This window comes from Lactiplantibacillus sp. 7.2.4, from assembly GCF_018991185.1.
In the GTDB taxonomy this organism is placed as follows: Bacteria; Bacillota; Bacilli; order Lactobacillales; family Lactobacillaceae; genus Lactiplantibacillus; species Lactiplantibacillus pentosus.
This window is the reverse complement of sequence record NZ_JAGYGS010000034.1, coordinates 1-24051: the sequence shown is the minus strand read 5'-3', so window position 1 is coordinate 24051 and position 24051 is coordinate 1. Positions and strand designations below refer to the sequence as shown.

General features: G+C 47.1%; 16 protein-coding genes and 2 pseudogenes. 12 read left to right on the top strand and 6 right to left on the bottom strand.

Annotated features, from left to right (window positions below):
• Positions 1 to 191: 191 nt before the first annotated feature.
• Positions 192 to 2878: pseudogene (locus KGF70_RS17780) on the top strand (SH3 domain-containing protein).
• A gap of 181 nt (positions 2879 to 3059) precedes the next feature.
• Positions 3060 to 3536 carry a GNAT family N-acetyltransferase gene (locus KGF70_RS10880; protein ID WP_209041424.1) on the top strand — a complete coding sequence of 159 codons (477 nt, stop codon included), beginning with the start codon at positions 3060 to 3062 and terminating at the stop codon, positions 3534 to 3536.
• A 269-nt stretch (positions 3537 to 3805) separates the two neighbouring features.
• Here KGF70_RS10880 and KGF70_RS10875 read toward each other — a convergent pair whose 3' ends face one another.
• Both KGF70_RS10875 and KGF70_RS10870 read right to left on the bottom strand, forming a co-directional pair.
• A complete protein-coding gene (locus KGF70_RS10875) occupies positions 3806 to 5218 on the bottom strand; it encodes an NAD-dependent succinate-semialdehyde dehydrogenase (RefSeq protein ID WP_152705598.1) in 1413 nt (470 codons plus the stop codon).
• Positions 5219 to 5255: 37 nt separating this feature from the next.
• Positions 5256 to 6170, bottom strand: a complete 915-nt coding sequence (locus KGF70_RS10870) for an SDR family oxidoreductase (RefSeq protein WP_216768718.1) — start codon at positions 6168 to 6170, stop codon at positions 5256 to 5258.
• Between the two features lie 125 nt (positions 6171 to 6295).
• On the opposite strand from KGF70_RS10870, the gene KGF70_RS10865 reads away from it, so the two are divergent.
• From KGF70_RS10865 to asnB, 4 genes are all read left to right on the top strand, one after another.
• Entirely contained in the window at positions 6296 to 6877 is a 582-nt protein-coding gene (locus tag KGF70_RS10865; RefSeq protein WP_216768716.1) for a TetR/AcrR family transcriptional regulator, read from the top strand.
• A 334-nt stretch (positions 6878 to 7211) separates the two neighbouring features.
• Positions 7212 to 8492, top strand: a complete 1281-nt coding sequence (locus KGF70_RS10860; protein ID WP_216768714.1) for a GHKL domain-containing protein — start codon at positions 7212 to 7214, stop codon at positions 8490 to 8492.
• Positions 8489 to 9229 carry a LytTR family DNA-binding domain-containing protein gene (locus tag KGF70_RS10855; protein WP_050340090.1) on the top strand — a complete coding sequence of 247 codons (741 nt, stop codon included), beginning with the start codon at positions 8489 to 8491 and terminating at the stop codon, positions 9227 to 9229. Before KGF70_RS10860 ends, KGF70_RS10855 begins: the two co-directional genes overlap by 4 nt.
• A 431-nt stretch (positions 9230 to 9660) precedes the next feature.
• Entirely contained in the window at positions 9661 to 11559 is a 1899-nt protein-coding gene (asnB, locus tag KGF70_RS10850; protein WP_216768713.1) for an asparagine synthase (glutamine-hydrolyzing), read from the top strand.
• A 165-nt stretch (positions 11560 to 11724) separates the two neighbouring features.
• On the opposite strand, the gene KGF70_RS10845 is transcribed toward asnB, so the two are convergent.
• Entirely contained in the window at positions 11725 to 12366 is a 642-nt protein-coding gene (locus KGF70_RS10845; protein ID WP_122211137.1) for a L,D-transpeptidase, read from the bottom strand.
• Between the two features lie 589 nt (positions 12367 to 12955).
• Positions 12956 to 14147 (bottom strand): annotated as a pseudogene (locus KGF70_RS10840) (MFS transporter).
• Positions 14148 to 14272: 125 nt separating this feature from the next.
• Between KGF70_RS10840 and KGF70_RS10835 the strand changes: the two are divergent.
• Positions 14273 to 14635, top strand: coding sequence for a helix-turn-helix domain-containing protein (locus KGF70_RS10835; RefSeq protein WP_082230333.1), 363 nt, complete (start codon positions 14273 to 14275; stop codon positions 14633 to 14635).
• Positions 14636 to 14712: 77 nt separating this feature from the next.
• On the opposite strand, the gene KGF70_RS10830 is transcribed toward KGF70_RS10835, so the two are convergent.
• Positions 14713 to 15381 carry a hypothetical protein gene (locus KGF70_RS10830; RefSeq protein ID WP_216768712.1) on the bottom strand — a complete coding sequence of 223 codons (669 nt, stop codon included), beginning with the start codon at positions 15379 to 15381 and terminating at the stop codon, positions 14713 to 14715.
• On the bottom strand, positions 15378 to 15707 hold the full coding sequence (locus KGF70_RS10825) for a PadR family transcriptional regulator (protein ID WP_003639733.1): 330 nt from the start codon (positions 15705 to 15707) through the stop codon (positions 15378 to 15380). Before KGF70_RS10825 ends, KGF70_RS10830 begins: the two co-directional genes overlap by 4 nt.
• Positions 15708 to 16140: 433 nt before the next feature.
• On the opposite strand from KGF70_RS10825, the gene KGF70_RS10820 reads away from it, so the two are divergent.
• From KGF70_RS10820 to KGF70_RS10800, 5 genes are all read left to right on the top strand, one after another.
• Positions 16141 to 18744: a BspA family leucine-rich repeat surface protein gene (locus tag KGF70_RS10820; protein WP_216768711.1), complete on the top strand. Its 2604-nt coding sequence runs from the start codon at positions 16141 to 16143 to the stop codon at positions 18742 to 18744.
• A 305-nt stretch (positions 18745 to 19049) separates the two neighbouring features.
• Positions 19050 to 21731 carry a BspA family leucine-rich repeat surface protein gene (locus KGF70_RS10815; protein ID WP_216768710.1) on the top strand — a complete coding sequence of 894 codons (2682 nt, stop codon included), beginning with the start codon at positions 19050 to 19052 and terminating at the stop codon, positions 21729 to 21731.
• Positions 21732 to 21902: 171 nt separating this feature from the next.
• The gene (locus tag KGF70_RS10810) at positions 21903 to 22292 is read left to right on the top strand and encodes a hypothetical protein (protein ID WP_050340097.1); all 390 of its coding nucleotides are present in this window, start codon (positions 21903 to 21905) and stop codon (positions 22290 to 22292) included.
• Complete coding sequence (locus KGF70_RS10805; RefSeq protein WP_050340098.1) at positions 22289 to 22897, top strand: WxL domain-containing protein; 609 nt, start codon at positions 22289 to 22291, stop codon at positions 22895 to 22897. The genes KGF70_RS10810 and KGF70_RS10805 overlap by 4 nt, the downstream gene beginning before the upstream one ends.
• Positions 22898 to 22968: 71 nt before the next feature.
• Positions 22969 to 24012: a DUF916 and DUF3324 domain-containing protein gene (locus KGF70_RS10800; protein WP_056952809.1), complete on the top strand. Its 1044-nt coding sequence runs from the start codon at positions 22969 to 22971 to the stop codon at positions 24010 to 24012.
• Positions 24013 to 24051: the final 39 nt, after the last annotated feature.

The window sequence follows — 24051 nt, the reverse complement described above, 5'->3', positions numbered from 1 at the left end:
TCCAGAATAAAGCGTCGCCACTAATGATTATTAAGCGATTAAATGAATAAACGCAATATAAACCCTGTATATGATTAATATCGAAAAATAATTGTCAAAAAATACAATTATTGTACTAAATTAGCTTGCGGTTAGGAGAATATAAACCTTATAATAAAGTTGCTTTTAGTAAATAAAAAAAGGGTGTTTATATGAATTTCAAATCTCAGAACCCGATTGATGTCAGTCAATCGCAACGTTTTAAGCTTTACAAGTCAGGCAAACTTTGGCTTGTTGCTGGCTTAACCTTCTTCTCATTTTTGGGTGGGTCCGTAGTTAGCAGCACCAATGTCCATGCCGACGCAACGCCAGTAGCTAATGCCAAGACGACTAGTGACAGCTCTAGCGCAGCAACTAGCACGGCTTCAAGTGCCGCAACGAGTGCTGCTGCTAGCGATGCCACGACTAAGGCGACGAATGCGTCATCAACAACAACGACGCAAGCCACTAGTGCTGCAACAACCAAGACCACTGATCAAGCTTCAGCAGCTTCTTCCAGTGCCGCTACCAGTTCAGCAACTAGCACGGCCGCTTCGTCTGAATCATCAGTGAAGACTGCCACTAGTGCTTCTTCAACGGCCACGAGTCAAGCAACGAGCCAAGCAACCAGCACGGCTACAACCAAGGCTTCAAGTGCCGCAACTAGTCAAGCAACGAGCACCGCTGCAACCAAGGCTTCAAGTACCGCAACTAGCCAAGCTACTAGTGTTGCCAGCAGCACTGCAACTAGTGTTGCTTCAAGTACGGCAGCTGTTAAAGCTGTTGCAGCATCCAGCACGGTAAGTAGCGCCGCAACCACGACTAAGAAGACGACTGCAAAAGTTGCTGCCGTTGCTTATTCTGCTGCAACCACATCGACCGACATTTGGACGATCGGGGATACAACGCGTCCACGGGTTGACGTTGTCGATGTTGCCTCATATCAGAGTGAAATGACGCAATCTGATTACAATAAGTTAAAAGCAGCTGGCGTTAAGACGGTCATCGTCAAGTCCACTCAAGGAGACAGTTACACCAATCCAGCTGCATTGAACCAAGCTAAAATGGCGAACAAAGCTGGTTTGAACGTTGACTTCTATCACTATGCGACCTTCAATACGTCGACTGAAGCTAAGTCAGAAGCAACCAACATGGCTAGTTTCTTAGTTAAGAACAACGTTTCAACCAAAGTGCTATTATTCGCTGATATGGAAGATAGCTCAACGTACACGGTCAATGCCGAAGCAAACTTGAATGCGTTCTGGTCAACGTTAAATTCATATGGTTACACGAACCATGGTGTTTATACTTCAAACACGTACTTATATCGGGATGCCGTTATTAGAACTGTTGGAACTTCACGCGTTTGGCGGGCACAATATCCATACACGCCTTCTGCCAACAATTTGTGGAACACTGGTGATGGGGCATGGCAGTTCTCTGACACTGCATTATTACCATCTGGTTCTGACTACACCGGTTACATTGATGTCAGCATCGACTACAATGGTTTAACTGAAGACAGTGCCGGCACGAACACGTTTGTCACGACGACGGCCAGCGACGATACGGTCACTAGCAACACGTCGACGGATACGAGTTCCACGACGACGAACAACAATACGAGCTCGTCAACTAGCAGCAATACCAGCACCAGCACATCAACCAGCAAAACGACGGTTAAGAAGGCTTCTGGTTGGTATACCTTTACTAAGAACACGGCCATCAAGAGTGCCGCTAGTGATTCTGCCAAGACGGTCGGCACTTACAGCAAGGGCAACCGGGTTTATTACAATGCCAAGGTAACGACGAATGGCGAAACTTGGCTCCGGTACTTAAGCTATAGTGGTGCTGAACACTAGGTCAAGATCAGTAGTGCAGCCAAGACTACGAAGCCAAGCACGAGCTCAAGTTCAAGCAAGACGGTCACTAAAGCCGAAACTGGCACGTACAAGTTTACTAAGACCACGGCCATCAAAGGTTCAGCTAATGATTCAGCCAAGACCTTAGGCAACTACTACAAAGGTGACACCGTTTATTACAACGCCAAAGTGACTAAGAATGGCGAAACTTGGCTCCGTTACTTGAGCTACAGTGGTGCCCAACACTACGTCAAGATTAGTTCTGCTGCCAAGGCAACCACGACTAACAAGACGACGAGTTCAAGCTCAAGCAAGACGGTCACGAAGGTTGAATCTGGTGCTTACAAGTTCACCAAGACGACGGCTATCAAGGGCTCAACTAGTGATTCCGCTAAGACCTTAGGCAACTACTACAAGGGCGACACCGTTTATTACAATGCGAAGATCACGAAGAACGGTCAGACTTGGTTACGTTACTTAAGTTACAGTGGTACGCAACACTACGTTAAAATCAGTGGCGCTGCCGCAACGACGACAAGCACCAACAAGTCAACGTCAACGAGTGCAAGACGGTCGCTCAAAGTGGCACGTACAAGTTTACGAAGACCACGACCATCAAGTCATCCGCAAGTGACAGCGCAAGCACGGTCGGCACGTATTACAAAGGCAATACGGTCAACTACAACGCCAAAGTAACTGCTAATGGTCAGACTTGGCTTCGTTACACGAGTTACAGTGGTGCCCAACACTACGTTAAGATCAGTGGTGGGGCCGCAACGACGACTAGTGCTGCCAAAGCAACTAGCGCCACTGGAACTTACACGTTCAAGACGACGACCAACATCCGAACTGCCCCTAGTTTGAGTGCTTCAGTCGTTGGCCAATACTACACTGGCGAATCAGTCTACTACATCGGCAAAGTTTCAGCTGATGGTTACCAATGGCTGAAATACGTCTCAAACTCTGGTGCTTACCACTACACTGCAGTGGTTGACTAAACTAGTTTGAATTTTGATTAAATTCGGGAGAATCCAATTCGATTGTGAATTGGGTTCTTTTTTGCGTGGGGGCGACAAACTAATGACGAACGATTATAATTAACCACAAGCTTATTGAGGATTGCCATGGATTCAGGATGGCTGAGTCGGTTGATGAATAATTGAGATAGGAGTGGTTCACATGATTACAGCACGTCGATTTGAGCAAACAGATGCGGATGAAGTCGCAAAGTTGGTGGCAAATACCATGCGGACCACGAATGCTAAGGATTATTCGACAGAGTATATTGAAAATGATCTGAAACAGTTAACTGCTCAGGATTTGATCGCGCGGGCACGGCATTTTCATTGCTATGTCCTGCTCGATGAACAGTCGCACCAGATTGTGGCGGTCGGGTCAATTGGACCATACTGGGGTAGCGAAGTGGAGAGTAGCTTGTTCAATATCTTTGTTGCACCCGGATACCAGGGTCAAGGGGTCGGTCGCAAGTTGATTCAAACGCTGGAACAGGATCCTTATTTTACGCGCGCCAAGCGGATTGAAATTCCAGCGTCGATTACCGGGCTCGGCTTCTATCAGAAGATGGGCTATCAGTTCAAGAACGGTAATGCAGCTTTGGACGATGAACAATTGTACCGATTGGAAAAGTTTAACTGAAATCAAGGCCAGGACAAACCAGAGTACGAAGTGGAGAAATGGGTCGGCAATGACATGAGTGAATCTATTGAAATGGGTGTCACAACACTGCTAGCAAACAAAAGTGGGGGCTGATGGTGGCGGCTATGGCTTTGCAAAAAATGGGGACACCAAAAAAGGTTTTGAAATCACCAAGTGTGAAATCAAAACCTTTTTTGTGTCTCCACGATAATTTCATAAGCGAGCGTTAACCGTGCCATGACCAGCTAGCGCGTCACCTAAATTCGTGTCTATAAAACAACCAAACCACCAGCACCGTTATCATAGTCCGGCTTCTGCGCAGTCACGACTAGTTTTTCGTTAACGAAGGCGTTCAAGCCGAGGCTGCTGAGTTCGCGGCCGTAACCGGAACCTTTGACACCACCAAATGGTAGTTCTGGCAGTGAACTGAGGAAGGTGTTGACGAAGACCATCCCAGTTTCGATTTGTTGGGCAACTTGCTTGCCGTGAGCAGCGGTACCAGCGAAGACGATGCCACCTAAGCCTAATTCAGAGTTGTTGGCGAGGTCGATGGCGGCTTGTTCAGAGTCGACCTTGAAGACTTGTGCCACGGGACCGAACATTTCTTCATAGAAGACCGGGTTATCTTGGTCAATATCCGTCAAAATCGTTGGCTGGAAGAACTGACCAGGCAAGTCGATAGGTTGATTGCCATAGACCACAGTTGCGCCACCATCAACGGCCCGGTCAACTTGCGCTTGTAACTTTTCCTTAGCACGCTTGGAGTTCATTGGCGCTAAGGTCGTCTTTGGATCCATTGGGTCGCCAGGGACCATCTTCTCAAAACGTTCTTTGAGTTTGGCAACAAAGGCATCGTAAATGTCTGCGGCGACGATAAAGCGCTTGGATGACGTGCAGACTTGTCCAGCATTATAGAGCCGCACGCGCCAAGCCAAGTTGACTGCCTCGTCAACATCCGCATCCGCCAGCACGACGAACGCATCGGAACCGCCTAATTCCATCGAGCTCTTTTTGAGGTTGGCGCCGGCTGCCTTAGCAACGGCTTGCCCACCACGTTTGGACCCAGTGAGGGCAACCCCTTGAATCCGTGGGTCGGCAATGATGTCACTGACCTGATCGTAGTTGAGGAAGAGGTTAGTTAAACTACCAGCGGGGGCGCCGGCTTCGTTGACGATTTTTTCAAACGCTGCTGCGGAACCAGGCGTGTTGGAAGCGTGCTTCAAAATCATCGGGTTACCGACCATAAAGTTCGGGGCAAACACCCGCATGATTTGATAGTAAGGGAAGTTCCATGGTTCCACTAACATCAGGACACCCGTTGCTTGTTTCTCAATTTCAGCATCGCCGGTTGCGATGGTACTGATGGGGGTTGGCGCTAATAATTCTGCCCCGTGGTCTGCGTAGTAATCTGCAATCATGGCGCAGAGTTCAACTTCGCCTTGGGATTCCGTTAATAGTTTACCCATGTCGATCGTCGCGATTTTAGCGAGTTCGTCTTTGTGTTCACGCAGACTAGCCGCAATTTTGTGGAGGGTGGCTGCGCGCGAGGCGACGGGTTCTTGCCGCCACTGCTTGTAGAGGGCGTGGCCGGTTGCCAGCGCCTGTTCTATTTGGTCAGCGGTCGCGTTATCGTAAGTCTTAACGACTTCATTGGTATAAGGATTGGTTGTTTGATAAGCCATATAAAATTCCTCCTGAGTGGATTGATTTTGTAAGCGGTTAATCTGCGATGGTATTCGAATGGTAACCGCCTTCACTATTGTACGCTACCACAAATGTACGTACAAAGTCAGCTAATACGACTTGACCGGGAATGGTGTGGGTCGCATTCAAATCTGCGTACAACCCATCTGGATCACGCTGATAGCGGCTAGTTTGAACGAGCGCCTGGGCAATTTCGACGGAAACACCGTGGTTTGTCAAGTTAGCTTGATATTGGGCATCACTGATTTGGACCCACTGCAGATCAGGCATGTCGAGGGCTTTTCGTAAGTCAGCCACGAACTGGTCGCCGGTAAACGTATCACTGAAGGCGTATTTGACGGTCACGCCAGCTGGGGTCGCCGTGAGCAGTGGCAAGACGACGCGGGCGATGTCTTCAGGCGCGACGTATTTTTGTGGGACGTTCGCGGGGATGTTGCTATAAATCGCGTGGTCGGCTTTGATTGTCGCAAGATTGCTGAAGAGGTTGGCGTAGAAACCAGTTGGCCGGACGAAGGCTAAATTGACCTGTTGTAACTGGCGCAATTCAGTTTCAATCAAATTATAGGCGTGCAGGGAGCCGGCAACTTCGCCAGCATCCGCGCCAATACTGCTCAAATTAACGACGTTGTGCACGCCGGCAGCCTTGATGGCGTGTTTCCAAATCTGCGCTTGTGACACGGCACTTTGAAACAGATCATCACCGGTGCTACCGGATAACATGAGATAGACCACGTCTTGGCCCGTGAAAGTTCTGGTCAAAAAATCACCGTCAGTCATGGTACCGATGGCGGCGTGAGCGCCCAATGCTTCGATGGTGGCCTGACGTTCAGGGTTGGTCGAGATGACGGTAACCTCGTGGCCGGCCTGAATGAGTTGGGGAACGACGATTCGATTGATGTGACCTAGTGAACCTAACATTGCAATTTTCATAAGTTTAAAACCTCGCTGAATTTATTTTTAAAGATAAATCTATCTTTTTAACAAATCTAATCATAAAAGATAGTTCTATCTTTGTCAAGCTTGAAAAAGATATTCTTATCTTTTATACTAGTGACATGAAGAAAAAAGATATGAACAAACAAGCAAAAATTCAAGATGCCGTGGCCGCAATCATCTTGGCTGAAGGCCCGGCTGGCGTGTCCACGACGAAGGTCGCCAAGCGCGTCGGCATTTCCCAATCTAATGTTTATTTGTACTTTAAAAATAAACAGGCGCTGATCGATAGTGTCTATGCGCGTGAAACGACTCGTATTCTGAGCACGACGGATATTGCGCGCTTAAGTGACGCCACGATTGACTTGTCGACGCGCATTCGGTTATATGTTCAGCAAGTCTATGATTATTCGCTCGCACATCCGGACAGCCTGACCATCATGCAGCAGATCAAAGCACTCAACGGGCAGCCGATGACGGTGTTGCCCGGCGTGGCCGACCCCAACAATATCGTGGTCAAATTATTAACGGCAGCCGTTGATGCACAAGTCATCAAGCCACTGCCGGTCAGTCTCCACATGGGGGTGGTGTTCTCAACGATTCACACCCATACGACCAACATTAGCCAGGGACGCTATTCTGCAACTCAGTACAGTTTTGATGCTATTTTTCAGCTGATATGGGATGCGATGAAGCGCGACTAGACTTTAATTTTTAATCAATGCGGCCTGCTGGTATTCGATGATGACTATCAGTGGGCCGCGTTTGTTTTGGATTGTGGGTGACAAAATATGGGCGCGTTGTCCGTTTTATCGGGTTGGCTGTTCAGTGAAAATGGGCGATTAAGCTTAAGTTGAATGATTTATACCCGTTGCCGGCTTTTCAAGTCATTCTGTCTGTTTTACACTAGTTAGTAACGATTTGAAACAAGCGTGTTAAAAATGGGGAAGGGGCGCTGCTGATGACTTATCCACGATTACAGGTCGGCACGAGCGGTTGGCGATGGGATTGGCCTGGTGAATTAGCAGCAATAACGCTATGACAGCATTGATGCGAAGCGAGACACTGATGGTTTTTGTTCAAACCGGCGTGTTGTTTTTATTTGTTAAATCAATCTTACGAGACTGGGGGACGTTCAGTTATCTAGATACCGGGTATGCACTGGCAGTCATTATGATCAGCCGGTGGATTTTTGATAGTATCGGAACTTATGCGTCGATGCCGATACTGTTGATGGTGATGCTGTATGCGTGGCGACGGACGCGAAGTCTGAGCGAATCGTTTTTGATTGGACTGCAAGTAGGTATTTGGTCGATTGTGATCGATCATGTGAGTGACTTGATCGTGTATGCCTTAAAGTTCGACGGGGGCTACTTGCTGACGTTTGCGAGCTTACAATTGTTGAGCTTGGTCATTCTCAATGTTATTTTGATGAATACCCATGTTAAATCGACCTTTAATCGCCCAAGTTTGAATCGAGTCACGGGGGGATTACTACTGGTTATTTATCTGTATATCATTATCAGTGAAGGCCTGAACGATGAGCTGCGACTAGTGGTTAGTAATTTAGTCGTCTTATTAGTCGTGATTGGCCTGGCAGTGGCGCTCTATGATGAATATCGAATCACGATTCGTGCGAAGTATCAAGTGCAGCAGCAACAGGCACAAATCAAGAATGACACGCGCTATATGAATGAAATTGAGGTTCATTACAATGAACTGCGTAATTTTCGGCATGATTATCAAAATATGATGCTTTCAATTAGTGAGTATTTAAAAACAGATGATCTTACGGGATTACAAGAATATTATCAAAAAAATATTGCACCCGTGACGAAACGCGTTGCGGATGAACAGTATAATCTTGAGGATTTGAGTCGGGTTAAAGTTAAATCAGTCAAAAGTATTCTATTCAACAAATTGAACTATGCCCAATCTCAAGGAATCAAGGTTCATTTTGAGCTCAAGCAGGTGCTTGAACGAGTTGCAACTAATGAACTAGATCTGGATATCGCGCTAGGCATTATTTTAGACAATGCTGTTGAAGCAGTGGTCGGAAATTACCATGGCGAAATCACCAGTGCGATTTTTCAGACGGCCCACAGCACGGTATTTTTAATTCAAAATAATCTTTTTGAACAATTACCCCCATTGTGGCAGCTGAAAGAAGTGGGCTATTCCACGAAGGGCACCAATCGTGGATTAGGCTTGAATCGGTTGGGGACCATTGTCAATCGAAATGAAAATATGATATTGGAGACGCGCGTTCTGGAGAACCGGTTTGTTCAACGGCTAACGGTGGCGCGAGAAGAGGTATGATTAAAGTATATATTTGTGAAGATGATCCAAAGCAGCTCCAGGAGCTTGAGCAACTGGTCAGCAAAGTCATTATCGACCGCCAACTGGACATGGGCTTTGGCCTGAGTAGTTCAGACCCGCATGAAATCCTGGCCAGTGTTCGCAGACAATCGCCTGAGAAGGCGGTCTTTCTACTGGATATTGCGTTAAATTCGGATATCAACGGCATTCAACTGGCCAGCGAAATTCGTGACTTAGGTGGTCGCAATAAAATTATCTTTGTGACGACGCATACTGAACTGTCACTAACAGTTTTTCAGTATCAGGTCGAAGCACTCGACTTTATTTTGAAAGACTTTCCGGACCAATTGTATGATCGGTTGAGGCAAGTCTTAACAGTCGCCCAAACACGGTTTAAATCCGAAGAACAGCCTCAAGAAGAGTTGATTCAGATTAAAATTGGCGAGACGATTCGTTCGTTAGAGGTGCAGCACGTGTTGTTCTTCGAAAGTTCGCTGAACCCGCATAAAATTGTGGTGCATCTCGATGATGGGGAACTCGAGTATTACGGCTTGTTAAAGGACGTTCCTGATTTGAACGATAATTTCTATCGTTGTCATAAGTCATACGTTGTGAATCTCACGCGTATTCGTTCCTTGGACAAGCGCTATCGGCAAGTAACAATGGCCGATGGGGAACGCGTGCTATGCTCTGCTCAAGCCAGTCGGTATCTAGCTAGACGGATTGGTAAGTATTGACTTGAAGAATCGGCTGCCACACCAACAGGAGATAACCATCATCAGGGTTGTGCACAGAGACTTGAAAAAAGCATCGACTGGGTTAGTTGGACTCGTGAAAGGGTCTGATTAGCCCAGTTTTTTGCAATCGTCACGCCCGTTGTCTTCAAATGGCCGAATCGTGTCTTAAACGCACCAAAATGGACGTGAGGTCGTCTTAAAACACCCGTTACGATGGCAAGTTTCACCCTATAATTAGCATTGTTGAGTGCAAGACCGCAGATAACACTAGCCCCAAACCGTATTTTCTGGGAATCGGCATACTAGAAAAACACCGTTTGTTTGGTTGTTGTCCGGTCCAAACTCGCTGACTGTCAATGATGAGCGTGACATGCTTTAATGTTGTTCATCACTTGTCACTAAGGTCAAGCTTGTGTATAGGAGTGAGGATAATGTGTGGATTAGTTGGGTGCCTGACTGACCGAACGCTGGCGGATAATACCGCGTATGATGAGCTGGTACATGAAATGACGAAAATGATCGTGCATCGGGGGCCAGATGACGAAGGCTATTTTGCGGATGATAATATCACGATGGGGTTTCGGCGGCTGAGTATTATTGACTTGGCAGGTGGCCACCAACCGTTATCGTATGACAATGAACGGTACTGGTTGACGTTTAACGGTGAGATTTATAACTATATTGAATTGCGTGAACAATTGATTCAAGAAGGGTATCCATTCAAGACTGATTCGGATTCCGAAGTGATCTTGGGCATGTATGCCAAATATCACGAGAAACTAACGACTTATTTGCGGGGCATGTTTGCGTTTGTGATTTGGGACAAACAGGAAAAGACACTGTTTGCCGCACGTGACCAATTTGGCATCAAGCCATTCTACTACGCGATTGCGGGCAACGATTTTTACTACGCTTCTGAGAGCAAGGCCATCTATAAAATCCTGAAGGACAAGCAGTTTGACCAGGATGCCCTCCAAGATTATCTGACCTTTCAGTACGTGCCTGAACCAGAGACGCTGACCAAAGAGATCAAGTTATTGGCACCGGGCTGTTCACTGACTAAGAAACTCGGCGCTGCGCCGCAAATCAAGCGGTATTATCATCGTGAGTTCCATCCTGTAAAGCGTTCTGAACAGGAATACGCGGAACGCTTGAAAGCAACGCTGATTGATTCCGTCAAAATTCATATGCGCTCTGATGTACCAGTGGGGGCGTTCTTATCAGGCGGAATCGATTCGTCGATCGTCGTGGCGATTGCCAAACAGTTCAATCCCAACCTGCAGACAATGTCGGTTGGCTTTGAACGGCCGGGTTATAGTGAACTCGACGTGGCTCAGGAAACGGCGGCACAGCTGGGGGTCGAAAATAAGCAGATGACGATTACGCCTGAAGCGTTTATGGCGGCCTTTCCACATTTTGTCTGGAGTATGGATGACCCGTTGGCAGATCCGGCGGCAGTACCGCAGTATTTCTTAACTAAGGAAGCGGTCAAACACGTCAAGGTCTGCCTGACCGGCGAGGGTGCGGATGAGTTATTTGGTGGCTACACGATCTACCACGAACCGGAATCACTGAAACCGTTCCGCTATACGAAGCCGTTCAATGGTGCTTTACAACGAATCGCCACGATGATTCCAGAGGGCGTCCGTGGAAAATCCTTATTAATGCGTGGCACGACGCCTCTAGAGAACCGGTATGTCGGCAATGCGTTTATTTTTAATGAGGCCGAGAAGCAGCAGTTTATGAAGCATTACAATGCGGACCATGCCTTTCCACAGGCTACGAAGGCTTACTATCAAGAAGCCGCTGACTATGACCCAATTTCAAAAATGCAGTTCGTCGATATGCATACCTGGCTCAACGGCGATTTACTGCACAATGCGGACCGCACGGCGTTAGCGCACAGTCTAGAATTGCGGACGCCATTTGTTGACCGCGCCGTCTTTGACTTGGCGGCGGAAATTCCAGCCGAGTTACGAATTGCCCACGGGACGACGAAGTACATTCTGCGTAAGGCTGTCGAAGAAATCGTCCCAGCACACGTGCTGCATCGCAAAAAGCTCGGGTTCCCAGTGCCAATTCGTTGGTGGCTCAAGGATGAAATGTATGATTGGGCCAAGCAAATTATTCAGGACTCACAAACCGAGCAGTATTTTGATAAAACTTATTTCTTGAACTTGCTCGATGAACATCGTGCGGGTACTCGCGACAATTCCCGTAAACTATGGACAGTCCTGACTTTCATGATGTGGCATAAAATTTATGTCGAAGCAGAGACGCTGATGGACAGTCGGACAGCTAATCAGGTGGCCGCAGAAGTTGAAATTTGATGAAGGCGCAAGCTGAAATGGCGGTTAGTCAATGATGAGTGTGGTCGAAATGTTCACCTGAGTTGTAAAGTAGCTGTCAGGCCAATTGATCAATTCAGCGATGAAAAAAACTAGCAACGTTGCGGATGACCGCAAATACGTTGCTAGTTTTTCGTCTAGGCACTTTTAATCGATGACGACCTTGGTGCCATATTTGATATTCTGATAAACCCATTTGGCGTCCGCAACGCTCAAATGAACGCAACCATGCGATGATGGACGTTTGCCCAAATCGTTGGCGTCGGATTTGATGAAATGCCCCTGCGCGTCGACGGGCGTCGCGTGAAAGAGATATTCACCATGATTGAGCCAGGAGACCCAATAAGACGCGCCTTCACCGACGGACGAACTGTAGAAGTACTTCCCGCGTTCCGCTTGAACGTGATAGGTACCGCGCGGCGTTTTACGGTCCGCAGTCGGTACCCCTGTCGAGACGTACATCGTGTACAGGACGTGGTGATGATTGATCAGCGTCATCCGTTGCTTCGCCAGTGAAACGTGAATCCACAGGTCAGGATAGTCGTTAACATTTGGGTAAGCGACGGTTTCTGATGACTTGCGCCAGTTGATTGGTGTTCGCATGACGGATGACTGTGAGTTCACTGCTGACTTGGTGCGATGCGCCGTTTTACGGGTCGTTTGCCGTGTCGTTGCGGTGGTTCGTTCAGTCGCATGTGCGGTGCCAATGACCTTAACCATTCCCGTGGTTAAGATGCTGATTATGAGTACAATACTCGTCAATAAAATAACTAATGATTTACGTTGCATGTCGGTCCCCATTTCCCCTTAAGCGTGATTAACTGGCGATGATATTGTGAAACCAAGTCCGGCCTTAGCCAGCAAGTGCCGGACTTGGTTTCACAATCCATCGTTGTAATCAGTTCCTCCATTACCGTTATAGCTTTCAGAAAGGGAAAATGCAAGTCTTAGTCAGCTGACGGGCGCAATTAGGCGTTATTAAAGGTGGAACGGTTAACACTAAATTCGAATAAACCGGTGTTTTGGAGGAGAAAGACGATGGTGATTTCAATTGATTAGTCCTGTCAAATGTGCTTCAAAGGGTGTGGAAACATTGAAATTTTTTCAGACTTAAATGAAAAATCTGTTGGTATTTGGAAAGTTTTCAATCGTGACAGCAAACACTAAACCTGTTTCTGGCGCCAATAAGCGTCTGAACTTTGACGTCTAAATTTTAGAATCAGCCGAAGATTTGACGGTCACTGGCACAGCATACTATATAGTAGAAACCGATAATTTCCACGTAACCGTCAGCAAGAAAAAACGCCACCAAGCACCAGGTGAACTTGACTACTAAAGTTAGTGTCAGCCCTGGGTTTGGTGGCGTTTGAATTAACGGTTAGTTTTGGGTGCAATTCCTAGTCAACTGCTTCGCTGGCCGGGCTAACCAAATCAGCCCTAAAAGGAGCACCAGGCTGACGGCGACCATGATGGCACCGAAGATGGGTGTCATCCCGAGACCGAGCTTGGTTGTGACTTGTCCGCCAATGCCAGAACCAAGGGCAATCCCAACATTAAATGCGGAGATGTTTAAGGCGGACGCCATCGTAATATCGTGCGGAGTATTTTGTTCAGCTAACTGAACAATGTATAACTGCAAACCGGGCACGTTCATGAAGGCGAAGACGCCCATTAAGAGTACGGTGAGCAGCCCAAGCCAGTGACTATAACCGGTCACGCTCAGAATCAAAAGGGTCACGAGTAGGCCAGTGAACATTTTGAACAGGGCAATTAGTGGCCGTGCATTGTAAGGTATTACCAAGGGCGACCATCAACCCATAGACGACGAGAATCAGAACCACAGCACTCGCGGACCAGTGCATCTGTTGTTCCAATAATGGTGAGAGGTAGGTGTAGACGACGAAAGTACCGCCGCAACCGAGTGCCGTCACGAGCAGAGCCAAGACCAATTGTGGATTCGTCAGGACGCGGCCAATTCCTCGAATCGTTGCTTTGCTTGGTAACGGGAGGTTGCGTGGAATCAACCAATAGTCCGCGAGCAACCCGATGATCCCAATGGCGCTAATGAAGATGAATGACCAGCGCCAGCCGCCTAATTGCCCAATCATGGTGCCCAACGGAACCCCGGTGACGATCGCAACGGTCAGTCCGGTGAACATGATGGCGATAGCCGAGGCGCGTTTGGCCGGCGCAACCACATCGGCAGCAATTACGGATGCGACCGTCATAAAGATGCCGTGGGCTAGCGCTGCGACAACCCGGCCGGCCAGTAAGACGCCAAAAGTCGGGGCGCTGGCGGCTAACAGATTGCCAATAATAAATAAAATCATAATCAGCATCATCAGGCGGTGGCGATTAAGCCGACCAGTGAGCAAGGTCATCACCGGCGCACCGACCATAATACCGATGGCGTAGATTGAGACTGTCAAACCAGCCTGCGCCAGATTAATATGAAAACTACTAACGAGTAGTGGCATCAGGCCGACGCTAATAAATTCGGTCGAGCCAATTGCAAAGGCACTGATTGCGAGCGCAAAGAGCGTCCAGCTAGGATTGAACTGTTTTGTCATAAGATAAGCCTCCTGCTATTGCTAAGTTGATAAATAATGATTATACTAGCTAGTAACTTAATAACAAGTACCTACTTTAAAGTGCTATACCCACCAAAAAGTAAGTATGGATGGAGGCTAACCAAATGGCGAATGCAACGTACCATATCGGTGTTGAAGCGACGATGGAAATTATTGGTGGCAAGTGGAAATCAATCATTTTATGCCACTTACGGAAGAAAACGATGCGAACGAGTGAGCTAGAGCGGGCCATTCCACAAATCTCGCAGAAAATGCTCGTCCAACAGTTACGAGAGTTAGAAGCGGCTAATATCGTGACGCGCAAGGTCTACCAACAAGTGCCACCCCGAGTTGAATATGGATTGAGCGAATACGGGCGCAGTTTGTCAGTAGTGCTACATGAATTGTGTGTCTGGGGTGAGGACAATATCGACCGCCGCCGAGCTGCGGGTGAAGAGATTGAACTGTTGCATCGCGACGACTTATAGTCAGAAAACTGAAATGACATATTGAAAAATGGTGCCCGAGAAGCGATGGATTCTCGGACACCATTTTTTGAATGAGCTTATTGCCTGCGACGTTTTTTAATCAAAACGAAACCTAGCAGGCCAAGGCAAATAATGAGCTGACAGATTTGGACTAATATTCCCCAAGGGTTGGGAAGTAGACTAACCGACCAGGGTGCAATGCGCGGTACTGAAATTGTCAAGCCAACGATCAGTGCAATGGTTGCCAGTGTCACGCCTGATACCAAAATATATTGAAGGGTTGAGTGCGGCTGAGCGTCATAGACATGATGATTCATGATTTTGAAAATAAGTTCGATCGCCATAATTTCAATGAAGGGAACCAGGATAAGCAATAACCAATTGATTTGCAGGCCCGTGGTCGTCCCGGCACCTAACAGGAGGAAGAACCAGCTGATGAGAACCAATATACCAATGAATTGCAGGCGTTGCCAACGTGTACTTCGAGGCAATTCTGCGAGCAAAGCATCAGCGAGTGCAGCCGGCTCGTTACCAAAGAATTCAGTGGCAGTTTCACCGTGCTGACTGGCGTCTAAAAAATCCTGGCCCATCGTCAATAATTCCAGCGTGAGTGCTTGCTCATCACTGCGGACTAGATTTTTAGTCAATAAATATAATTGTAAGTCTTGAAAATATTTCTTGTCATTCGGGTGTAATTGACTTTCGATTTGATCGAGTTGTTGGCGGTAGTCACTGGTGTTGCTCATGGTAATTGCCTCCTTGCTAAGATATGATCGACCTGGTCTTTGAGCTGGAACCACTGGTGGTTAAAGGCTGCCAACGATTGTGAACCTTGGTCGGTAAGTGAATAATATTTTCGATTGGGACCATCAGGTGAGGCTTTTAGCCGGCTTTGAAGGTCGCCGTGTTTTTCCAACTTGGCCAGTAAAGGGTAGAGGGTACCACTGACGATTGAATCAAAACCGGCTTCACGCAATCCCTGGATTAATTCATAACCATAAATTTCATGGTCCGCGATGATTGCGAGCACGCACCCTTCAAGCACGCCTTTTAGTAATTGCGTTTGTTTCAAAGTTGCACCACCTCCCGCTAAGTAGTATTGCTACCTAGTAGTCTAACTGCTTCCTTAGTCCGTGTCAAGCTGTCGTGTATATTGAAAATAGAAACTGGTTGCGGCACCCGGCCTGTCCTTGATTCAAGGTGGATGACAAGCCGAAATTATTAGCCTAAAAAAGCTTGCTCGAAGTTAGCTTGATTAATCAAAAGGTATCGTTGAGTTGAGCTAAATTTTTGAGCTGGACCAAATTTTTTAAATCGAACGCCCGCCAAATCGTTGCGGCTTAGGTGAGAATATTAATATACAGAATACCCAACCGAATAAACTTTAATATCCAAATATTACTGAAAATTGTAAGCCTTTTTTTCATCGTTATTTGTCGTAAATATTGTAAGATAATTAACGTTAAGGGATGTTAAAATTTAATTTATTGGAGGGAGCGATAGATATGCAGTACCGGCGTTTATGGTATCGAGGGAATCTGGGACTGGCATTAGCATTAGGCGTGATGGGCGTTTCATCTTCACGAACGGAGGTCAAGGCGGAGCCCCGGACGCCATTGCCAGTAGACCAGACGATGTCGTCTGCAAGCAGCGTCTTTTCTGCGAAGGAATCAGGCTCACACGTTCTATCAAGTAGCCATTCATCACAGGCACCAACTCATCCTAAGGTGGATGCGCAATCATCCGCACCAGCGAGTTCAGAACGCGGTAGTTCGAGCAGTTCAAGTAACTCAAGCAATTCAAGTAGCTCATTAAGTACAAGCCAGGAAAACGTTGATAAGGATCAACGTTCAGAAACACCAGTTACCCGGGCAACTCGGGCAGTCGACATGGTGAATGGGACGGTTACGATGACCTTGGATCCAAACGGCACCTTGCATTTGAGTGGGGGCACGTTTGGCACCTCGGTTGGTAATAATGGTGTCGGCTGGATCTCACAGGCCTTGACCGCCAACGGTTATCAACCGACCCAAGTGACCAAAGTGGTGATTGACGGCAAGATTACCGCCATTAATGTTAGAGATTATTCATTCCTGTTTGCTGGATTGACGAATGTGACGAGTATGGAAGGGCTCAATAACCTGGATCTCTCAAACGTCACGGATATCTCCTGGATGTTTTTCGGATGTTCTCAATTGACGTTTCTAGATTTGAGTAGTTGGAACGTCAGCCAGGTCACTCGAATGGAAGGAACGTTTCAGAACTGTACGAAGCTAGTGACACTGAATGTCGCCAACTGGGATACGCGTTCGTTGGAAAACTTGACGGATACCTTTAATGGCGACCGGTCACTGACATCATTACCAATTGGCAAATGGAATATCAGTAAAGTTGCGGCTATTATGCGGACATTCTTGAATTGTTCTTCGTTGACTTCCTTAGATGTTGGGAGTTGGAACACCAGCATGATATCGAACATGTCGAACGTGTTCCGGGGCATGACCAATCTGAAAAGTTTACCCATTGATAATTGGAATACGAGCCGGGTCATCAACATGCAATTTGCTTTCGCTGATAATCCTGGCTTGACCAGTATCAATGTTGGCAAATGGGACACGGGGCGCGTCGTTTCATTGGATGGGACGTTCTCCGATTTGCCGAATGTGACGACGCTGCCAATTGCTAGCTGGAAGACCAGTGGCGTGTCCACATTGCGGCACGCGTTCAATGGGTCGACCGGCCTAACGAGTTTGCCGATTGGCGGCTGGGACATTAGCAACGTGTTTGATATGAATGGGACTTTTGAAGGCTGTACGGGTCTGACGTCGTTGCCGATTGGTAACTGGAACACGTCGAGCGTTCTCAACCTTGGTTCGACCTTTGCCGGTATGACCAATCTAACCAGTTTACCGATTGATAAGTGGGATACCAGTAAAGTTTCGACCATGAGTGGGACTTTCAAAAATGTGCCTAAGATGAAGACTTTACCAATTAGTAGCTGGAAGACGTCCAGTGTTAAGACGATGGCGTCACTATTTGCTAATAATCCACAATTTACTAGTCTGCCGATTGATAACTGGAATACAGGTGCGGTAACCGATCTCAGTGATATTTTCAACGGTGATAGTGGTTTAAAGGAATTGAATTTAGGTGCTTGGAATACGGCTTATGTTGTAAAATTTGACAGGGCGTTTGTCGGGACACAGTTGGATAAGTTAGACTTGCTGGGTTGGAATACGGCCAGCGCATCGAGCTATACCAATACGTTCAGCACTAAAATTGCACCAAAACATTTGATATTGGGTAAGAATTTCAAGTTCTTTGGTAGCACCGCTTGGAAATTAACTGATCCTAGTAAAGAGTCGCCGTACGTTGGTCGGTGGCGTAGTTTGAATAACCAGAAAGTTTATTCATCCGATGATTTGATGACCAAGTATGACGGTCAGAGTATCGTTGGGGAATTCGTGTGGGCCACTGGAAACACCATCACGGTCAAATACGTGGACGCGGCCGGTAATTCGCTCGCACCAGACACCAAGCTTAGCGGGGTCACTGGGGATGCTTACCATATTAAACCGATTGCGATTGAAGGTTACACGCCGGATAAGCCGGATGGCGTTCAAGGAACCTTCACGGATAAGGATGAGACGATTACGCTGACCTATAGTACGGCTGGCGAGCTGATGTTTGTCTCCGCGCCTAAAACCATTGATTTCGGTGAAAATAAAATTACCGGTAAGCCAGAAAATTACGGTGCCACTTACGATACTGGATTAGTTGTTCAGGATGGTCGCAAACTCGGTTCTACCTGGTCACTGAATGCGACCCTGGCCGCCAACGGGTTTACGGGTGCCAAATCAAGTCGGCCGTTGACCGCCACGCTCAGTTACAAGGACCAACAAACTGGCAATGAGGCCGTCTTAGCGCCCGGAGTAGCGAGTGCAGTGATTAGCAATCATCAAACGGTTTCCCATCAAAACGTTAACGTGTTGGGACAATCGGCTGCACTGGGCTCGTTGTATTTGAAAGTGCCAACGGATCAAGCTTTGACTGATACGTATGAAACAACGGTCACTTGGACGCTGGGCGCAACGGTCGCCAACCGGTAACTGTGATTAAGAATTGAAAGTTTTTACTTACTTTTTCAAAAAGTTAGTTCGGTTTCTTAACAATCAAATACACGGACTAGCCCTATCGCACCAACTGAAAGGTGCTGTATAATGAACAATTTTGTATGTAAACAATAATGAAAATTGTAAGCCGTTTTTTCAGACGACTAGTCATTTGCCCGGTAAAATGATATTGTGTAAAGACAAGTTTTTGTACAATAAGGGGGAATGATCATTATGCAGTATCAACGACTGTGGCAGTGGGGTGCTGTCGGAATTGTACTGACGACGATTGGTGTCATCGAATGGCGAACGCCACCAGCAGCGGTACAAGCGAACCGCGAACACAGTTAGATCTCAAACAGTCGGTCGCAACTAGTCAACGGGTCTTTTCAGACGATTCAGTAGCACGCCTGAACTCAGAGGTGAGTGCAGCGGGACTATCCGAGCCTGAACCCGACCCAATCGGAATTACTGAGCAGGTGGGTGCAACAACGTCCACCTCTGAAATTAGCGCCAGTCACAGTGCACGTTCATCCAGTACAACGCTGGAAAGCGACAACAAACGGCCGCGTCCTGAAACGGCAATCACCCGTTCAACGCGCGCATCAATGACCAATGGCTCGGTGCAAATGACCTTGGATGCTGATGGGACGTTACATTTAAGCGGTGGCTCGTTCGTCGCGGCAGTCGGCGGTGATTCGGGGAGCTGGATTGCTAAAACCCTAACTGCCAGTGGGCTCAACCCAAATTCAGTGACTAAGTTGGTGATTGACGGTGCAATTACGGTTAAAAATCAATCTGACTACCGCTACTTGTTTGCGGGACTTCGTAATTTGACGCAGATTGAAGGATTGGCCAATGTTAATTTAAAAGGGGTCACGAATCTGGCCTATTTATTCAAAGATGATCAGAAATTGACTGCGATTGATTTTGGCCAACTAGACTTTTCAACGGTCACTAGCTTTGAAGGCATGTTCTTTTCTTGTTCAGCGCTAACGACTATTGTTGGCATTGAGCAGTGGCAAACGCCCGGTTTGACAAATGCTTCCAGAATGTTTGCCGCCGATACGCAACTCAAGGCTTTGGATTTGAATCAGTGGCAGACGTCACGACTCAATAATATTCAAGGGATGTTTAGCAACTGCTCGCAGTTGACGTCGCTACAAATTGGCAAATGGCAAACGAAATCACTGACCAGCCTCATCGACACCTTCAATGGCGCGAGCTCGTTGACTGACTTGCCGATTGGTGAATGGGATACGAGCAATGTGACCAATATGTTGCGGACGTTTGCTGGCTGTGCCTCATTGACGTCTTTAGATATTGCCAAATGGGACACCCATAACGTCGTTTCGATGGAAGCAACGTTTATGCGGATGCCCAAGCTAGTCTATTTGCCGGTTGATAATTGGCAAACGAGTCGGGTCGACAACATGGCGATGACGTTTTATGAAGATGAGACGTTGCCGCACTTGCCAGTGGCGAACTGGGATACGAGCAATGTGACCACGCTCAAGGGGACGTTTGCATACATGCAAGCCATCAAGTCATTACCAATCGATAAGTGGCAAGTGGGTAAAGTCCAGACCATGCTGCAGACGTTCCAAAATGATACGAGCTTGACGTCCTTACCGATTGGGAACTGGGATGTCAGGAATGTGACGACGCTAAATTCGGCTTTTCGGGCTTGTCGCAGCTTAGCTGCCTTGCCGGTTTCAAAATGGCAAACGTTGCGGATGCAAGATTTAGCGTTGACGTTTACCGAAATGGATCGTTTGACGGACCTGCCGATTGATGATTGGGATACCAGTCACGTGACGACACTGAGCGGGACCTTTAATCGGGCTTTGTCATTAACGAATATCCCGGTTCGTAAGTGGGATACGAGCCATGTGACAGACATGCAAGCGACATTTTTTGGTAATCCGCAACTGGTGAGTCTGCCGATTGAGAATTGGAATACGAGTTCCGTCACGAGCCTTTCGCAGTTGTTCATGGGCTGTTCTGGGCTGAAATCGTTGAACTTAGGGACTTGGGATACCACTAATGTCAATAACTTTGGCTTTGCCTTTAATGGCACTAAGCTCGATAAATTAGACTTGACGGGCTGGAATACCAGTAATGCGCAAAATTATTACAATGTCTTTTCTGGCGGTCAGGCGCCTAAACGACTATTGCTCGGGAAGAACTTTAACTTCTTTAACTCCCAGCTGTGGGGCCTGCCTGATCCTAGTCATCAATCACCTTATATCGGTAAGTGGCGAAGTTTGAATAATGACAAAATTTACACGTCGACCGAATTGATGACGACTTATGATGGTAATAAAATCGTCGGTGAGTTCGAATGGGCGACTGGCCCGACGATTACGGTCAGGTATGTCGATGAGGATGGTAACGTTTTAGCGCCTGAAACACAAGTAACGGGGGCAATTGGAGAAAATTATCATCTCAAACCGATTCCAATTAAAGGATACGTGCCAGAACAGCCGGATGGCATTCAAGGGAAATTTTCGGATCAGGATGAGACCGTAACGTTTAAGTACAGTGCTGGTAAAGTCGCGTTTATATCAGTGCCGAAAAATATTGATTTCGGTCGTAATCCGATTACCGGTGAGTCAGAACGTTATGCTGCTAAGTATAGTGATGGGTTAGTGGTGACTGATAGCCGGGAAAGTGGTGCCAGTTGGTCATTGACGGCTAGTTTGGCAGCTGAGGGCTTTAGAGGCGACCAGACGGGTCAACTGTTAGCGGCAACCTTAAGCTATCAACCGACCGCGACCAATCAAGAAATTTCGTTGCAGCCGGGTGCGTCAGTCATGATTGTCGAAAACCACCAGACGACTTCTAATCAGGGCGTCAGTGTGCTCGGCTCGGCAACACCGCTTGGTCACTTGTACTTGCAAGTGCCGACGGATCAAGTGTTGACCGATGTCTACCAGGCGGCTGTGACGTGGACGCTGGGTCAGACGGTCGCCAACCTGTAACGAAAAAATTATAAAAGATTAACATAATCTTTGTAAGAGCAGTTAGTTGTTTAGAAATAGTTAGTTATGTATATTTACAATGTACCCTGATAATTGATGTGTCTAACCGATTACCGGCGGTCACAATTTAGTTGTCAGACAATGTTTAGGATGAGGAAGTGGTAGTGAGCGATGAAACGCAGGGGAATGATTGCCGTCGTTATCAGTACCCTACTTTGGTGGGGGTGGTTATCAACGCCAATCATTGGTGTGGCTAGTACGGCGGATAGCCAGGCAACAATCCGGTTTGACGGTCAATCTGAATCCGTCAGCGAATCCAGTAGTAGCGAGAGCAAACCGGGTACAATTCATGTCACTGAAGATGAGCATCATGAGTCAGAGTCAACCGTGACGGTTCAACCGCCAACTGTACAAGAACCGAAAACGTCGGTCAGCGGTTGGTTACCACAAACGAGTGAAGCGTGGTGGCTAAGTGCTTCGATTGTTGGGTTGGGACTGCTCGTGATCTTAATTGGTTGTCAGTTAGTCAGTTACTTAAAAAAAAGGAGTTCATTATTATGAAGAAGACATTATTAGGACTTTTATTTTCAGCAGGATTAGTTGCATCGATGGGTTTGACCGCTAGCGCTGCGGATGAACCACAAATTTCTAATGGTACGGTTGGTTTCGAAGGTGGCGATGTGACCATCGATAACGGGGATACTGATTTAAAGGGTGCTAGCCTGGACTTTGGGACTAACAAAATCACTAATTCTAGCGTAGATGACAACTACAACAACACGAACAAAGCCGCAATGATTTCCGTTATCGATTTACGTGGGACTGCTGCGGGTTGGAAATTGAACGTTAAGCAAAATGACGTCTTCAAGAATGCCGCAGCTGCAGCTAACAAAGAATTGACTGGTGCGGTCTTAACCTTAAACGGTGTCTTGGACCCAGCAGCTTCAACGACTGGTGCGGACGCCACGGTTAACACGGGTGTTGCCCTAGATTCGATTGGTGCTGACAAGCCAGTTATGAGCGCCGAAACTGGTAAAGGTAATGGGAAGAACGCGGCTAACATCGCTGCTTCAACTTTGATGGTGCCACATACGACTGCTCGGGCTCAAGGGAGTTACACCACGACCTTGACTTGGAGCTTAAACGCAACTGTAGCAAATAAATAATCTAGATTCATCGGAAAAATATTGATTATGACCAGTTAATATCATTTTTCCGAGTCATAATTAAGGGGGAAATGATGTTGACGAAGAAATGGTGGCAGTTAGGGTTAGGCTTGTTGATGGGGTTATTATGTGTGGGATGGGCTCAGACCAGCTCAGCCAATTCGGTTGGGTTTGACGTCTTACCAGTGACGTCCAAGTACCAGGTCGATAAAGCCGTACCGTACTTTGATTTAAAATTAAAGCCTGGTCAAGAAACGGACCTGTCCGTTCGAATCAAAAACACCAGTAAGCAAGAAATTACGGTCCACACGACGATCGCACCAGCGACCACCAACGCTAACGGTGTCGTTGAGTATCAAACCATGCCTGATGGTCAAAATATTGATGAGCCTGCCAAGGTGACTCAGTTAATTACGACCGCCAGTGATAAAGTCACACTGGCTCAGGGGACAAGCAAAATTGTCACCTTTAAGGTCAAAATGCCGGAACACGCCTATGATGGTGTTGTGGTTGGTGGGCTGAGCTTCTTGAAAAAGGCCGCCAAACAACAAAGTAAGAGTGCGATGGCCATTAAAAATCAGTACGCCTATTCAGTTGCCGTGGTCCTTCACGGTAAGCAGGCGCTGACTAAGAACAAGCTGACACTTGGTAAGATCAAAGCCACGCAAAACAATGGTTATAATCAAATCAGCTTAGCATTACAGAACCATACTGCAGCCTTCTTGAATCAGGTCACGACCGAGGTCAAAGTTTATCGGCGCGGGGGTCAAAAAGTCCTGTATCAACAGAAGAATCAACATGGTCAGATGGCCCCTAGTTCGGTCTATCAATTACCATTACGAGTCGGTCGCGATGCCTTGAAGCCGGGTAAATATACGGCGAAGTTAGCAGTGACATCCAAAAAGCAACACTGGACCTTCACGAAAGATTTTGAAATCACGAGCGAGACGGCCCGTACGTTGAACAAAACGGCGGTCATCGAACCACATACGAATTGGCAATTGTGGCTCAGCTTGGGTGGCTTACTAATTCTGTTATTACTAGTTGCCTGGTATATTCATCGCAAACAACAACGCATCAAACGCTTAGAAGCACAACTTAAAGACAAACGGTAAGTATTAAGGGCTCGGTCAAGCTGACCGGGTCCTTTTTTC